The organism is Frankia sp. Allo2, assembly GCF_000733325.1.
Classification (GTDB): domain Bacteria; phylum Actinomycetota; class Actinomycetes; order Frankiales; family Frankiaceae; genus Frankia; species Frankia casuarinae.
On sequence record NZ_JPHT01000003.1, the window covers coordinates 137,640 to 152,742 of the forward strand.

13 protein-coding genes are annotated in these 15,103 nt (G+C 64.1%); 1 reads left to right on the plus strand and 12 read right to left on the minus strand.

All coding sequences use genetic code 11. From position 1 onward, the window contains the following. Nucleotides 1-104: 104 nt before the first annotated feature. Nucleotides 105-917, plus strand: coding sequence for a dihydropteroate synthase (folP, locus tag ALLO2_RS04210; protein WP_084588350.1), 813 nt, complete (start codon nucleotides 105-107; stop codon nucleotides 915-917). Between the two features lie 15 nt (nucleotides 918-932). Here the strand turns inward: folP and ALLO2_RS04215 are convergent, their stop codons facing one another. The 12 genes from ALLO2_RS04215 to ALLO2_RS04270 form a co-directional block, all read right to left on the minus strand. Next, the gene (locus tag ALLO2_RS04215; protein WP_035729855.1) at nucleotides 933-1,538 is read right to left on the minus strand and encodes a TIGR00730 family Rossman fold protein; all 606 of its coding nucleotides are present in this window, start codon (nucleotides 1,536-1,538) and stop codon (nucleotides 933-935) included. Then, nucleotides 1,535-2,311, minus strand: coding sequence for a TIGR00730 family Rossman fold protein (locus ALLO2_RS04220; RefSeq protein WP_035729857.1), 777 nt, complete (start codon nucleotides 2,309-2,311; stop codon nucleotides 1,535-1,537). Before ALLO2_RS04220 ends, ALLO2_RS04215 begins: the two co-directional genes overlap by 4 nt. 285 nt (nucleotides 2,312-2,596) lie before the next feature. After that, entirely contained in the window at nucleotides 2,597-3,244 is a 648-nt protein-coding gene (locus ALLO2_RS04225; protein WP_011438216.1) for a serine O-acetyltransferase, read from the minus strand. A 150-nt stretch (nucleotides 3,245-3,394) separates the two neighbouring features. Beyond that, nucleotides 3,395-4,147 (minus strand): glycoside hydrolase family 16 protein, encoded by a 753-nt coding sequence (locus ALLO2_RS04230; RefSeq protein WP_023841754.1) that lies wholly within the window; start codon nucleotides 4,145-4,147, stop codon nucleotides 3,395-3,397. Nucleotides 4,148-4,912: 765 nt separating this feature from the next. After that, the gene (locus tag ALLO2_RS04235; protein WP_011438218.1) at nucleotides 4,913-5,770 is read right to left on the minus strand and encodes an NAD(P)-dependent oxidoreductase; all 858 of its coding nucleotides are present in this window, start codon (nucleotides 5,768-5,770) and stop codon (nucleotides 4,913-4,915) included. Next, nucleotides 5,767-7,362, minus strand: coding sequence for a 4Fe-4S ferredoxin (locus tag ALLO2_RS04240; RefSeq protein WP_035729859.1), 1,596 nt, complete (start codon nucleotides 7,360-7,362; stop codon nucleotides 5,767-5,769). Before ALLO2_RS04240 ends, ALLO2_RS04235 begins: the two co-directional genes overlap by 4 nt. Before the next feature lie 57 nt (nucleotides 7,363-7,419). Further along, nucleotides 7,420-8,394, minus strand: coding sequence for a glycosyltransferase family 2 protein (locus tag ALLO2_RS04245; protein ID WP_023841752.1), 975 nt, complete (start codon nucleotides 8,392-8,394; stop codon nucleotides 7,420-7,422). A 116-nt stretch (nucleotides 8,395-8,510) separates the two neighbouring features. Beyond that, nucleotides 8,511-9,737 carry a lipopolysaccharide biosynthesis protein gene (locus ALLO2_RS04250; protein ID WP_232234872.1) on the minus strand — a complete coding sequence of 409 codons (1,227 nt, stop codon included), beginning with the start codon at nucleotides 9,735-9,737 and terminating at the stop codon, nucleotides 8,511-8,513. A gap of 157 nt (nucleotides 9,738-9,894) precedes the next feature. Then, the gene (locus ALLO2_RS04255; protein WP_011438222.1) at nucleotides 9,895-11,022 is read right to left on the minus strand and encodes a glycosyltransferase family 4 protein; all 1,128 of its coding nucleotides are present in this window, start codon (nucleotides 11,020-11,022) and stop codon (nucleotides 9,895-9,897) included. A 71-nt stretch (nucleotides 11,023-11,093) separates the two neighbouring features. After that, nucleotides 11,094-11,738, minus strand: a complete 645-nt coding sequence (locus tag ALLO2_RS04260) for a hypothetical protein (RefSeq protein WP_011438223.1) — start codon at nucleotides 11,736-11,738, stop codon at nucleotides 11,094-11,096. Then, nucleotides 11,735-13,519: a glycosyltransferase gene (locus ALLO2_RS04265; protein WP_193359372.1), complete on the minus strand. Its 1,785-nt coding sequence runs from the start codon at nucleotides 13,517-13,519 to the stop codon at nucleotides 11,735-11,737. Before ALLO2_RS04265 ends, ALLO2_RS04260 begins: the two co-directional genes overlap by 4 nt. Nucleotides 13,520-13,790: 271 nt before the next feature. After that, the gene (locus tag ALLO2_RS04270) at nucleotides 13,791-15,008 is read right to left on the minus strand and encodes a glycosyltransferase family 4 protein (RefSeq protein WP_023841750.1); all 1,218 of its coding nucleotides are present in this window, start codon (nucleotides 15,006-15,008) and stop codon (nucleotides 13,791-13,793) included. Nucleotides 15,009-15,103: the final 95 nt, after the last annotated feature.

Genomic DNA, 15,103 nt, shown 5'->3' on the forward strand with positions numbered 1-15,103 from the left:
AACGACTGGATCCGCAACGACTGGATCCGCAACGACTGGATCCGCAACGACTGGGTCCGCTACGACTGGGTCCGCGGACCTTCGAGCCGACCGAGCTGATCGTGATGGCGATCGTCAACCGCACCCCGGACTCCTTCTTCGACCGCGGGGCGACATACGGTGCGGCCGAGGCCTTGGCTGCGGTCGACCGTGCGGTCGACGAGGGGGCGGGGATCATCGACATCGGCGGGGTGAAGGCCGCGCCCGGCGGCGAGGNGAGTGCGGCCGAGGAGCTGCGCCGTGTGGGTGGCTTCGTCGCCGAGGTCCGGGCCCGCCATCCCCGGCTGGTCATCAGCGTCGACACCTGGCGCGCGCAGGTCGGACGGGTCGTCGCGGGTGAGGGCGCCGACCTGCTCAACGATGCCTGGGGCGGGGTGGACCCGGCGCTCGCCGAGGTCGCGGCCGAGTTCGGCGTCGGTCTGGTCTGCACCCACGCCGGCCATCTGCCGCCGCGCACCCGGCCGCACCGGATGGTCTACGACGATGTGGTCGCCGACATCGTCGCCACCACGGTGGGGCTCGCCGAGCGGGCGGTGTCGCTCGGGGTCCGGCCGGATGCGATCCTCGTCGATCCGGGGCACGACTTCGGNAANAACAGCCGCCACTCCCTTGAGGCCACCCGCCGGCTGCCGGAACTGGTTGCTACCGGGTGGCCGGTGCTCGTCGCGCTGTCGAACAAGGACTTCGTCGGGGAGACCCTGGACACCGGCATCGACGAACGCCTGGAGGGCACGCTGGCCGCGACCGCGGTCAGCGCCTGGCTCGGGGCCCGGGTCTTCCGGGCGCACCAGGTGGCGGCGACGCGGCGGACGCTGCGGATGGTCGCGGCGATCCGGGGCGACGTCGACCTCGCCGTCGCTCGCCGCGGCCTCGCCTGAGGAACAGGAACGGGCTCAGTCGCCTTCGACGATCTCCCGCGGGGTCGGGGTCGGGGGCGGAGGGGAGGTGACGGTCGCCGCTGTCACGCCCGCCTCCAGGAAGTCCACCGCCTCGCCGATGCCGGTCGCCCAGCGGAGGGTGTCCCGGGCGCGCGGGCGGACGAACCCGCGGTCGACCATCTCGTCGACGAGGATCCGCAGGTGGGCGAAGACCCCGTCGGGGTCGAGGAGCACCACGGGCTTGGTGTGCATGCGCAGGACCCCGGCGACCCAGACCTCGAGCAGCTCCTCGAGGGTGCCCAGGCCCCCGGGCAGCGCCAGGAAGGCATCCGAGCGCGCGTCCATGAGCGCCTTACGCTCCCGCATGGTCTCCGTGACGATGATCTCGTCCGCGTCCAGGTCGCTGACCTCCATCGCGACCAGCGCCCGCGGGATCACGCCGACCGTGTAACCTCCGCTGGCCCGCACCGCCCGGGCGATCGCCCCCATGCACGACACCGAGCCTCCGCCGGAAACCAGGGTGTGGCCGCGCCGGGCGAGCTCGGTGCCGGTCTGGGCCGCCAGCANGACGTACGAGGGGTCGATCAGCTCGGAGGACGCGCAGTACACGCAGACGTTCACGGAATATCCATACCTGCGGGCCGGGTGTGCCCGGCGGTTCCCTCCAGGATGATGCGCACGGCCTCGTGGATGTCGTCGGTGATCGAGAGGATCTGCAGGTCCCGCTCCTGGACCAGGCCGGCGGGCAGCAGGGTCGTCCGCATCCAGTCGACGAGTCCCGACCAGTACTCGGAGCCGATCAGCACCACCGGGAACCGGGTGACCTTGCCGGTCTGGACCAGGGTCAGCGCCTCGAACAGCTCGTCGAGCGTGCCGAACCCACCAGGGAGGATCACGAACGCTTCGGCGTACTTCACAAACATCGTCTTGCGGACGAAGAAGTAGCGGAAACTGACACCGAGGTCGACCCAGTCGTTGAGCCGCTGCTCGTAGGGAAGCTCGATGCCGAGGCCCACCGACAGGCCGCCGGCCTCCTGGGCCCCACGNTTCNCCGCCTCCATCGCGCCCGGCCCCCCGCCGGTGATCACCGCGAAGCCGGCCTCGGCGAGCGCGGCGCCGAGCAGCCGGCCCTGCCCGTAGAACGGGCTGTCCGGGGGAATCCGGGCCGAGCCGAAGACGGTCACCGCCCGTGGCAGTTCGGCGAGCAGGCCGAAACCCTCGACGAACTCGCTCTGGATCCGCATGACCCGCCACGGGTCGGAATGGACGAACCCCGAGGGGCTGCGGGTGTCGAGCAGGCGCTGATCCGTGGTGGAGTGCTCCACCTGGCCACGCCGGGCAATGACTGGCCCACGGAACTGCTCCGGCGGCGGGATGCGGCGCTCGCGCCCCATCGCGATCCCCGTGTCGCTACCGGTCCCGGTCCCACCGCCTGCGGGAGCTCCCGGACGGGCCGAGGTTCCCGGATCGGCAGCGGGACCAGAAGCCCCAGAAGCCGTGGGACGTCCCACGGGCGGGTCGTCAGAAGAAGGCACGGCGCCCTCCTCCTCAGCAAGCGGCGGGGAGGGCGGCTCCGGGCTCAAGGACGGCGTCACCACGGCACCATAGGCCACGGCCCGACAGACACATCACGATGCCCGCACGGTAGTAGGACGACGGTGGACGAGGTCAGGGCGAGGCTATGGCGAGCTGACCAGGCCGAGCGACGCCCTTCTGGCCTCGTCCCGCACCATCCCGAAGTACTCGACATACTCGAAGGCGCCCCGGCTCGAGACCACGCGGGCAGGAGCACCCACCGCGACCGATCGAGCAGCAAGCGATCGGGTTACCACGGCATTGGCGCCCACCAAGGCGTCGTCTCCCACCTCAAGACGACCCAGGATCCTCGCTCCAGTCCCGATACTCACCCGATCGCCGATTGTCGGGCGACCGAACTTCTCGCCAGTACCACTCTTTCCTATCGTCACATCGTGTCCTACGTTGCAGTTCTCACCAATTTCACAGGCACCAATGATCACACCCCCAAAATGGGCGATAAAAAATCCCGGACCTATCCTGGCGGCGGGGGAGATCCAGATACCCGTCACGATCTGCGAAACCCGAGACAGAACGCGGTAGACAACCGTGCCCAAGAGCCGCCCTGCCGCCCCGGCTACGCCTTTCTGCGGACTTGCGACGAACGCACCGAACCGGTAGACGAGGATCGCCTGGAGGCCGGGGTTGTTCAGAACAGCAGCGATGCGACTGGCCCCGATCGAGCGGGGTCGACGGCCATCGTTGTCGTAGTAGACAAATCGGTCAATGTCCCGAAGAACAACATTCTTCAACGAACACTCCCCTGGCAAAAAATGGATGAGAAATGGTCGTCCACTGCCGGTAGATCGTTGATTTCAGCCGGCGGGTATAAGCCACTTCGCAGGGCACTGCCACAGTATCGTCGGGGCGCCAGCCGAAAAAATCTTGGAAGTCCGGCCTTTCTAAGGTCTGCCTGAATAGACACGCACATAGTCTACGAACAGCGTCTGCGGGAACGCGGAGGCCGGCGGAAGCGGGGGGCTCAGCTTCGCGCTGACGGCGACATCCATGATTATATAGAAGTCTTTGTTCCACAGCCAAACCGGCGTGTCCTTCGGCTCGAGATGGCGGATGAGAAGGCCGTCGAAATAGAAGTCGAGCCTGTTCGGCCCCCAGTCAAGAGCATAGTTATGATAGCGATCCGCAAGCGTGCCACCTGGGTAGACATAGTTCTTTCCCCGCCCCCACCAGCCGGCCTCCCAACGATTTCCAGAGCCATCCACTCCAACAATGTTGGTATGGACCGTGGCCGGCTCGTTTGCCGTCGCCTCGACGACATCGATCTCGCCGGAGCGAGGCCAGTCATAAATTCCGTTCGGCCCTAGGAGCCAGAGAGCAGGCAACGTCCCGGTACCGATCGGCAGCCGGGCCCGGAACTCGAAGTACCCATATCTCCAGGAGGCCTTACCGCGGGTCTCCACCCGGCCCGACGAGAAGTGAGTATCCCCACAGGTTTTTACGGGAGATTTCTCCGCAATCGCCGTCAGCTTGAGATGGCCCTTGCCGTCCAGGCCGACGTTACGGGGATCGGCCGTATAACAGGAGACGTCCGTCGGCCCCCATTTCCCCCCTTGCGTGATCAACCACCTGGCGGGATCAACCGAGGCGTTCGCCGGACCGTCAAATTCATCGGACCACAGCAGTCGCGGCTCCATCCCGTCATCCTCTCGCGGAGTCCGCGGACCATTCGGCGGAGAAACCTCTCCGGAGGATCGGGGACTAGAACCTGCCGAGGCGCCGGTCGCCGACGGTGGGCCGGATGGTAGCGCGGAGGAGGTCACCATGCCGCCAACGCCCGGACCAGCCACCGAAGGTCGAGGCGTGGCCTGCGGCGAACCAGATTCCCGTTTCGAGGTTCCACATCCCACGACCAGGCAGACGAGAAGAAGAGCGACCAGTCCTCCGCGTCGACTCCGTCTCCAACGCCTCACCCGAGGTTTCATCCACCACGCCCCACATCTTCCGCCGGCATGACCAGTTGACTCGACGGTAAGCCATCTCACTTTCCGCAGAAACTACCATCCGTCAGAGGAGGTGAGCAAATGGGGATCCCGCCGTCCTGGCGCAGGCATCATCCCACCACAAACCCGTAGGACACCCACAGCGACAACAAGAGAGCCATCGGTCGAGGAACGCCGCGGTCACCGGTCGATCGAAGCCTCGATTCGTGCATGCTACCGGGCTGATCATTAACCGTTACGGCTGCAGGGTGGTGACAGCGCCCTGGCCATACCAAGTGGGCAAGGAGCCTAGACGCCATTAGGCCGGCCGTTCCGCCTGCGGCGAATGGGTATCGCCGCAGCGTGGTTCGACGGAAGGTGACAGGCGATTCACAGCATGTGCTGATCGACTGGCGGGCGCGCGTCGCCACTCCGGGCCTCTGGCGTCAATACGAATCCGGCACGCCCTCCAGGTCCCACTCAGCGCGGGAACGGACGCAACGATACACCGAGTTCCTTGACACGCTCATAGTTCACCACCTGTGGGGCGGGGCGGACAAGACCGAGTATCGAATCCGAACGTACCGGCAGTGGTATCCGCATCGCCTCCAAGGCCACGAGAGAACCGTACAGCGCCTTCCACGGGACGGGGAGGAATCGTGGCGAACGACCCGCCTCGCCCGCAAACTTCGCAACGATGTGCCGGAAGGACACCGGCTCTGGATGCGCGACACCAAGCGGCACCGAAATTTGACTATCCTTGACCAGGATCGCAGCCACCACAGCAGCCAGATCTTCCTCCTCCACAGTGAACTGGTAGGGGTTCCCACTCGGAGCCGGACTCACCGGAAGGCGGGACAACCGGGTGAGCGTGGCGGCCATCCCCCCCGCCCTCCTTCCGTAGACCAGGCCCGGCCGCACTACCGAGGCGCCGAAGGCGAGGGCGTCGCGTTCGATGGCGAGTTTCGCCGTCCCATATAGTTGCGCCGTCCCCTCATAAGCCGACATCGACGAGATGACGACGACCTTCGGGACGAAATTCTGCGCCGTTTCCAGAAGAGCTCGAGTCGGGTGGATGTTTGCCGCCTGAATATCCGGCCAGCGCCGGGCTCTCATGTCGTAGGCACAATGCACAAGCGCATCCAGACCATCGAGAAGGCCGGGGGCGAGAGCTCGCCTGGAGTCATAGAAGCGCCATTCTTCCGTCAGGTCGGCTGGCGGCCGTCGAACCAGTTGCACGGTCGTCCAGCCATCCTTGCGTAGCGCGTCCTGGATCACGCCGCCCACATAACCCTGGGCACCGGTGATCCCCACGGTGCGCGTACCCGTATTCGTCACAACCCTCGCACCTCTGATCCTATTCGGTGTGCATTTGCCATGATCGTAAAAGTGAATGTCGTCGCCGCCACCGAAGGGAACACCGATGCGTCAACCAGGTGAATACGCCGCCACCCCCCTACCCGGCCAAGCATGTCACTTGTATGCCGGGTTCCCGAAACCCCGGAGGAATGCGGGAAGCTCCCACCCCAGTGGTAGCTCTTACCCGGCGCCGAACAGGAAACCATCGGCACCACCGGCCACAGATCGAGGAACGGGGCGGCGGTGACGAGCCGTCGCACCACCTTCCGGAGCAGCCCATTTCCGAGGACGCCGTCACGGGTACCGCTCAGGTGAATTTCCGGGAGATCCGCTTCACCAGCAGACGGGACAGCCTGAACCCGTAGCCGCGGAGAGGCCCACGACGGGAGATAACCCAGACCGACCGTAAGCCGCCGAAGAACCTCGTCACCAAGTACGGAGCCCCAACCGGACTGCAGGACCCGCGGAAGCGCCTCGGTGATCGCGGGATTATAGGGATAAAAGTGGATCTGTGATACATCGAGACCGACGTCATCCAGCACAACAATCATATTGAACTGGTTGAGAGTCATCTCCCCGTCCGCACGCGGATCAGGTGTCCGGCGCCGCGACAGCATGGGAACCGTGAACTGCGCAGATTCGGCGAGCTCGATCCGCTCATCGAACCAACGCAACGAGTTCAGAGCAATCCTCGTGCTGCCCAGGGCGCCCGCGGCGAGAAAGATCCGATCTCCTTCTAGCTCCTGGGTCTGGCCACTCACGGTCTCCCGGGCGAACAGACNGGCCCCGGACTCGGACTCCTCAACCCGGAATACCAGGAGTCCCGGCAGGTACTTGACCCGACCTTCGCTGATCAACTGGTCGAATGTCTGTGCGGAGGAATAGATCAGCCGGTAAGGACAGCCTGTCATACAGAGACCGCAGCGGACACACTCGCCACCCCGGAGGGCCAGGCGAGCCTTTCCGACGGTGATGCCGTCGCGGCGCAGCCGCTCCCGATGCCTACCGTAGTCACCAATAACCTGGCGGGTCCGCGGTGCCAGGGTCGGCAGCGGTCGTGGCTCCCGGAACAATGGAAACAACTCGGCCAGATCGTCGATCGCGCCGGACATCGGGACATGGTCAAGGATTCGGCGGTAATGCGGCTCCAACTCCTGGAGGGTGAAGGGCCAATGGCCGAAAGTCGCCTTGCTGAAGGGCATCAACTGCGAGCCCCACACATTACTGAAACCGCCGTACGCGCTGGAGACTACGGCCCGGTTCGCACCCACCATCGCACTCACCCCGCGGAGCTGCCCCTCGTCCCGGAAGGGGAAGTCGGATCCGTAGACCCGCTTCTCCGGAAGGGCCCGGCGCGAGGTGGGCACCGGCTGACGACTGATGATCTCAACCTGGTCGGAACGCCACTCGTCCGACTCTGAGCGACCGAGCTCGTCGACGATGTTGGCAGCTTCGGCCTCGAGCCGCGTCCCGATGTCCACGACCAGGATTTCCTGGGTCGGGTCCTCGGCCAGTGCCAGAGCCGCTCCCGCGGCAGCGGGACCCGATCCCACGATTATCGTCCGGGACATGTCACTTCCTTTTCCTGGCTACCGGATCGACCACAGCGGCGTACGTTCCCGGGAGAATCACCGACCGGCGCGGTACTGGTGAAAAGTGCCCACGAGGTATCCGCTGCCGGCCGCCGCGACCCCGGCCAGCATGGTGGCCGATCGCAACGCCCCGGAGAGTTCACCCGCACGGACCGCCCGGAGTTCCCGTGCCAGGCCACCACTCAACGTCTGCGCGACGAAACGCCGCTCGGCCGCCATGCTGGCCGCGCTTCCCATGCCTCGGAATGCGGCGACCTTGCCCTTGTTCACCGTGTAACAACGCTTCCAGAAGTACCGCCAGGTCAGCCTCTCCTTCGGCACGTGATGGTGGACCACTGCCGCCGGCTGATACATCACCTTCAGATGAGGCCAGCGGTCTGCCAGCCGATGGCACATATCCATGTCGTCATGGTTGTCGGAGTGGAATCCGTTGATCTCAGCCAGGGCGGAACGACGGACCGACATGGCGGCGCCGATCAGGCGTCGGGTCGGTGCGAGAGTCTTGGGCAGGCCCTCATAACTGCATCCAAAGACCCAGTCGAACTCGCCGGGAAACCAGCGAGGGCGAGGAACGGCGAAGTCCGGAAGCGGCGCGCCGCCGACCGCGACCACGTCGCGACGGCCGAAGACCGCTACGATCTCCGCCAGCCAGGAAGGGTCAGCGCGAGCATCATCATCGAGGAAGGCCAATATCTCACCCGCAGCGATTTCGGCTGCGGTGTTGCGAGCTGATCCCAGCCGTCCCGGATAGCGGTTCTCCACGACCACTACCCGGACATCCGCGTCTCGATCAGAGAATCTCTTGGCGGCCATCTGGAAAAGCTCTTCATTGTGGTCGATGCAGAGAATTATCTCTATCGGACGGTACTTCTGTGCGAGCAGGGAGTCGATCGCTCTGTTCAGCAGTTCCCATCTTTCGAGTGTGTATGCGCATACAATCGCACTCACCGTCGGTTCCGTCGTCGAATGCAAAACGCTTACCTTCCCCCTGATATCCCGGCATTCGTCCATGGGTCTCGCTCGTCGAATCTCCGGCGCCGAGTACAGGTCGTCAGTCGCTGTTCCGTCACCTCACGACCACCCCAAGACGCTTCTGGTCACCGCTCTGTTTCGGGTGCCATGCCAATTCATCCGGGTACCCGCTCGATGGCCACCGATGACGAACCAGACGTCTGCGGCCGGTCACGCCACACGTTCAGGAGGACCGGCGCTACGACGACCGCCTCGATGAAGACGGCGGTGACCCAGCCGACGCATAGACCCGTCGTCCCAAACATGCGGCCCCCCCCGAAGGCCAACGCGATCTCAAGAACCGTTCCGCAGGCAATCACCCTGGCCGCCGCGGCCATGCGGCCCTGTACTCGACGAAGAGTCACATAGTGATCCTTGNCGACCAACGATATCGTGGCAAGGATGAGAATCCGGAAGGCGGCGACGGACCTACCATCGGTGTAGGCTTCTCCGAACGGCAGCAGAATCAGACTCGTGACGGATGCCGCGAGTGCGCAGAGCGTCACGCTGATCAGGAGCCCGAGCGGGATTGTCAGGCGCATCTTGGCACGCGCCTCCTCTTCGGCGCGGCCCGTGTGCGCAAGCAGGGCCGTCGGCAGTGCATAAGGAACAACGAAGAGAAAGGAAGCGGCCAGCCGAGCGGTCGAGAATCGAGCGGTGTCCGCCGGTGTCGTCGTCAGGGCGGCGATTACAGGAAGAATCAGAGTCGGCACGGTCAGCGCGAGGCTCAGCACGTAATTGCCGGCTATCTCACCCTTGATCGCCTTCAGCTCGGCGATCCCGGTCTGCCGTTCCGCTCGTCTGGAGTTTCGATAGGGTGGTCGCCTGAAGTACTTGTAGCAAACCGGGAGGGAGACGACCGACGCAATAAGCCAGGTGGCGTAGAGGTCCATGCCGGTGCGCAGGCCCACGATGACAAAGGCAACGAGCAGACCTGCTCTGACGATTGCGGCGAGCAGATTCCGAACAAGCTGGATCGCCCCACTCGCCGCCCGGAGGATCGCGTAGTCGAGAGTGGTGGTCACCGTAAATGCGGCCACTCCCAGACTGAAGGCAGCTATACTGCCTGGACTGCTACCGATTGGCTGCAGAGTGGTCGAGAGCCAGCGGGTACAGAACGCCCACAACAGGCCGAGTAGCAGCCCGGCCACCGTGACCAGCGCCATGCAGGCGCGGACCAGAGTCAGGCGGCGGTCCTCCGGCAGGTCGGGAAGATGCACCATGAGAAGCGTCCCGAGCCCCAGCATTCCGATCGTGCCGAGGACCGTCATCGAGGACACCGCCGCCGCGCCCACCCCAACGGCGTCGATGGAGAGCGTTCTCGCCGCGACCGACCAGAACACAGCTCCAAGTAAAGACGTTCCGAGCTGGGTGCCGAGTAGGGAGCTCACGATCGTCAACAGGCGCGCGAAACCGGCACCGGAAGCCTTCTGCACGGATTCGCTCGGGACGATACCGCTCCCGGCTGGCGTCTGGCGCCTTAAGAAGATCGTCTCCTCATCAGACCGACTCACGATAAATCCTCGCCAAGGCTTCCGCGCAGCCGTCCCAGGTCGGCAGGGTGGAGATTTCGGGAGTCGGCCTCGTCTCGCTCGGTGAGTCCCCAGCGCTGGCGAGCAGGTAGATGCCCAGCGTCTTCGCCACGAGTTGTTCATCGGCCGGATCCGCAACGCTCTGCGCGAGCCCTGCCGCAGCCAGCTCTCCCAGTCCGGCAGTGGGCGCCACCACCACCGGCCTACCCAGGGCCACGGCTTCCATGACCGCGACCGGATGAGCCTCATACTCGCTAAGCAGGGCCACGACACCCGCTCTCGCGATACAGTCAGACATTGCCTGCCGGTCCTCCGGTGGGATCGAGGTGAAACTCACCCGGTCCACCACACCCAGCCGGTCAGCCAGGCGCCTCAACTCCGGCTCATCAGGGCCCCGCCCCACCAGCATCAGCCGTACGTCAGGAACTAGAGTAATCAGACTCGGCAGAGCGCGGACAAGGTGCCGCTGTCCCTTGTACTTCTCCAACCGGCCGACGCAGACGACAAGCGGCTCACTCGTATCGGGTTTGACATGGCCACTCGGTGGAACGATGGACACTCCGTTCGGGACGACCGAGATCCGGTCTGCAGCGACCCCGGCTTGGCGCATGAAGATGTGGGACTCGAACTCCGCGACGCAGATGACGCGGCGGGCGTTCCTGATCAGTGGCCCGAGCAGGCCCCACTGTACTCGGCGCGCCGTGTTCCGGACCTGCGAGGAATGACCGCCGGTATGCGGTGAGACAATATACGGAATACCCCTCAGGCGAGCCGCCGCCATCGCCACCGGCGGCACGAGATTGTGAATTCCCTGACAATGAACAAGATCATAAGAACCGAATCCGACCACTTTGGCAACGGCCGGCGCCAAATAATAGTCTTTCTCTTGCGGCCACGCCGCGACCCGGTGCACCACCGTTCCCGCGACATTCTCCCTGCTGGGAAGCTTGCCGCTGCGGTCGGTCGTCAATATCTCCACGGTAATGTCACTAGTAGCGTTGAGTCGACGACTCGTCTCGTAGACATGCGTCTCGGTACCACCCATGTCCGGGAAGAATCGTGCCGCCACCTGGAGCACCCTCAGTGCCGTCCCCATTTCCCCCTCCTCAGGTCGACCCATCCTTCCGGGACCGGCTGTCCCGGGGTTCAAGCGCACGTCACCCGCGCCTAATCCTCGATCTCAGTGGAACGGACCACGTAACTACCGACCATCAGTTGAACCGTTGCGACGCGCGGGTCCCCGACATCACGAAGATCAACATAGAGCCGGACGTCATCGTCCCCAAAAAGACGACGAGTCCATACCGACCCGTCATCCCGTACTATCTGTAATATAAAAGACCGCTCATCCTGGTAGCCACGCACCACCTCGATTTCCACCTTGCCGTCGATACTGCGCGCGGCGATTGCTGTGACCGGTCGCCGCGCTACCGATCCCGACTGCCAGGAAAGCGCGATCGCCCCGCAGAACACAGCGACGACAATCGCCAAGAACAGCGCGCTGGACGGTTTCGGCATCGGGATCATGACCAGCCTTGCCGGTCTCCACGGTGCACCAGCCCGGAGAAGAAGTGCCACCACTACGGCAAGAAAAATGTCGTAGCCCACTGCGTGGGTGGCTAACCCCAAAGCGGAGAGAGCGAGAGAGACGAACATCAGGATGCACACGACTGCCAGCGCCGCGCAGGTATGCACATAGAAGCCGGTTAGCTGAGGCCGGCGTTGTAAAACCAGCCAGCGGATCCCCTGATACACGAAGGCGATTAGCGAAGTTCCCACGAGCCCCTCGAGCACGAGGATCAAGACTCTCATCGGCCGGCCCGGACAGCCGAGGTCGAGTCTTCCCAGAGGCCCGAGACGTCATAGATACGGACGGCTCCGTTGTCGTAGATCCGCCGCGATCCAGGCGTGATATCGAACTTGCCGAGTTCTGCATGGGTGAGACGCGTCCCCTTCGGGGCCTCACCATTCACCACGTAGTACGTCTCATGCGGCAACCCCTCGGCCAGCCGCTGATCGATCACATAATACCGTATCTGACCTCTCCGGAGCAGATCCCGCGCCTGGGCATGGAAGGACGGCGCGAAAAGGATCTGTCCGGTGTTCCCACCTCCAGGTACACCGATCACCAAATACTGATTTCCGGTGGCAGCCAAAAGCGCCCCTAGCTCCCGGTCCGCGGCAAAGTGGGCGCCGTCGGGAAGATTCCGGGCCGCCCACTGCGCCGCGGCGTTGGCGGAGCTATCGATGGAACGGCCGTCGGCAACGACGAGGTAGGGGCCCGGTATGCGGTTCCAATCGAGTCCAGAGCCCATCAGGGTGCCCCCCATGAAGGCTATGGTGCCGAAAAGGGCCACCACCCACCGCAGCGGCCTCCGATGGTTCTCGATATACCAGCCAATCGAGTATGCGGTGATGATCGACAACCCGATGAAGATGAAGGTCGATAGACGTACGGATATCTCCGCCGCCTTCGGGGCGATCGTGGCCACCAGGGCGATCGGATACAGGAGTTGTAGCAATCGAAGCGACCGCAGCACCGCACCCGCACGTCCGTCCGCCGCAGGTCTCCTCCGGAATGGGCCCAACGGCATGAGTGTCGCCATCCAGATAAGCAGCGAGAGCACAATGAGAACAGTTTCCCAGCGCGGGTTCCTGGTGCCACTCGAATCTGTCGAAATTTTTCTCGTCTCACCGGTCCCGCTCGCGATTCCCGTCAACTGGAAAACGGCATCGTGAAAAACTGGACCGAGATATCGGTTGAGCAGCGGACCACTGACAATCGCCCAAGACGCGACCAGGACAAGGTCCGCCACTGTGATACCCAGGAATATGGTAGCGGTGCGGCGGTCCCGTCGGGTAAACGCGGCGACCGTCACCATTCCCAATATGGCGACGAACACCCAGCTCGTGGCATGGTGCGAGAAGGTGAGAGCCAGCGCCGCGCCCGCCGCCAAGACGGTTTCAGTGCGGCCCGCCGCCTCGTTCGTAACCAGCATGAGAAGCAGAACACCGAGAGCCACGGCTAGCGTCTGATACGAGTACTGCGCGTTGAAGAAGAAGAACTGCGGGCTACAGCTGTAGATACCGACAGCAATACCCGCGGCGTGGGCGGAACGAGTCACCTGCTCGGCGAGAAGGAACAGGCCGGCGATCAGCAGACCCCGAGAGAGCACGATGACAAGAAAGGCGGAGAGCTGTGGTGGCAGACGGGTGATCTGTGCCACCGCGTTGGTGACCACCTCGAGTCCAGGGAAGCGCGGGCTGACCGGCAAGCCAGAGTTAGCCGTGAAGAGACGACCCGTTTCCCGGATGTCATGCAAGGTCCGGATATGGAGCATCTCGTCAAAGCGGACGAACTGGTGGATCTGGAGTATCAGATACGCCAGCAGGAGGCCCATGCCCAACAACAAACAATCCGTTATTCTCGCCCGCCGAGATGTTGCCGGATCCAAGAGCCCCAGACCGGCCGGAACGAAGATCAGGAGCAGGCCAATCCAGTAGAGCAGGAGGCCCGTGCCACTCTCACCCTGGCGCCCGAGTACGTAGCTACCAGAGACGGCCAGCAGTCCCACCGCGGTGGCTGCCGCCACCGGTAGCGTCTCCCTACAGTNCCTCTCGNAATCAGCGCGNAAAAGTANCCCGCCACGATCGCGGTAGTGCAGATCGGTCAACAAACTCGCACTCAGCCCAGCGGATACCACTCTCCGGGTCGCCTCCGGCCCCCGGCCTCGCCCGGTGCGTGCGGTACGAAGATTCCGGGGTATGAGAGTCGTCTCCTCCTCATGGAGGCGGTAGGCCGGCATTCCGCCGACCGAGGATGAGTCGAGTTTCTCGACTGGTGAGGCCTCGTTCCTCCGACGGTCAACGAAGCGATGCACGGACGACCTCGCGATAGACCTCCTCGATACGTGGCACCACCCGACTCGCGGTGAATTCTTTCGCACGCTCCTTCGCGGCAGTGCCCATGCGCGCCCGCCTAGTACCATCCGCCAAGAGATGCTCGATCGCGTCGTGGAGAGCCACCGGGTCGGCCGGGGGAACCAGGACTCCCTCCCGACCGCCAGTGATCATATCGGCGATGCCTCCCATCGGCGTGGAGATTACTGGTGTCCCGGACGCCATAGCCTCGAGGACAACGGTCGGACAGGGATCATGCCAGGTAGATGGCAGAACAGCGAAGCTGGCGTGAGCGAAGGCACGCATGATCTCAGCATGAGCTCGCGGCTCGCTCAGAATCACCCCGGGCGGAAAATAGCTCGGTGAATCTGCCGTCCGACGGCCGACAACGAGCAGCGGCGGACGATGATCCGGAAGCCTCTCGTAAGCCCCGAGTAGTGCCCCTATCCCTTTGTCCAGGCTCAGATCACCGACGAAAACCAGGTAGCCATCGGAGACGAGCCCGTCCGGCGGTCCGCCAGGCTCCGCGCCGATGAGCTCGTCGGGGATAAAGTTCGGGACGACCTCATAGGGAATCCGCCCACTGTCCAGCCGGTTGAGCCGGGCCACGGCGTTGCTCACCGCAAGGTATCGGTCGACGGCCCTGTCGCGCCGTCGTGTGCCACCGCGGTTAGCCGCGAAGGTCAAGGGCCCCACCACCCCGGAGTAGTGGTTTCTGGTGCATCGTATGCATCGTGACAGTGCTGGGCCGGAGCACACCAGCTCCCCCATAAACATCATCCGCTTAGTGGCACAGACATGGCTGTAGTCATGCAGGGTGACGACGATCGGGACGTCGAGGTACCTGCGCAGCGGCAGCGCACTGTTCACGATCCAGTTGTGCGCATGGATAACGTCGGGCTTCACCTCACGCACGATCCTGGCGATCGCCGCTGCTACTAGCGGATCTGGCACCGGCGGCGCATAGACTCGGTCGGTCGTGTAAAGCAATGGAAGACCTGCGGTTGTCGGCCGCACTAGACGCACGTCCAAGCCATCCCGCTTCTCGGCCGCCGCCCGAGGGCCAAAAGTTATCACCGTGACGTCGTGGCGTTCAGCCAGTTGCTTTCCGAGATTGAGGACATGACGTTCCTCCCCACCGACGATCGGCGGAAAGAACTGTGCCAGCAGAATTACTTTCACGATGATCGCGGTCCGGACCCCCGAGGCGGGACTCTTGACGGTTTGGGTGAAGTCATAAGAGGCGGTCTCGGTTCATGTCGTGGTAGGACCGCCTC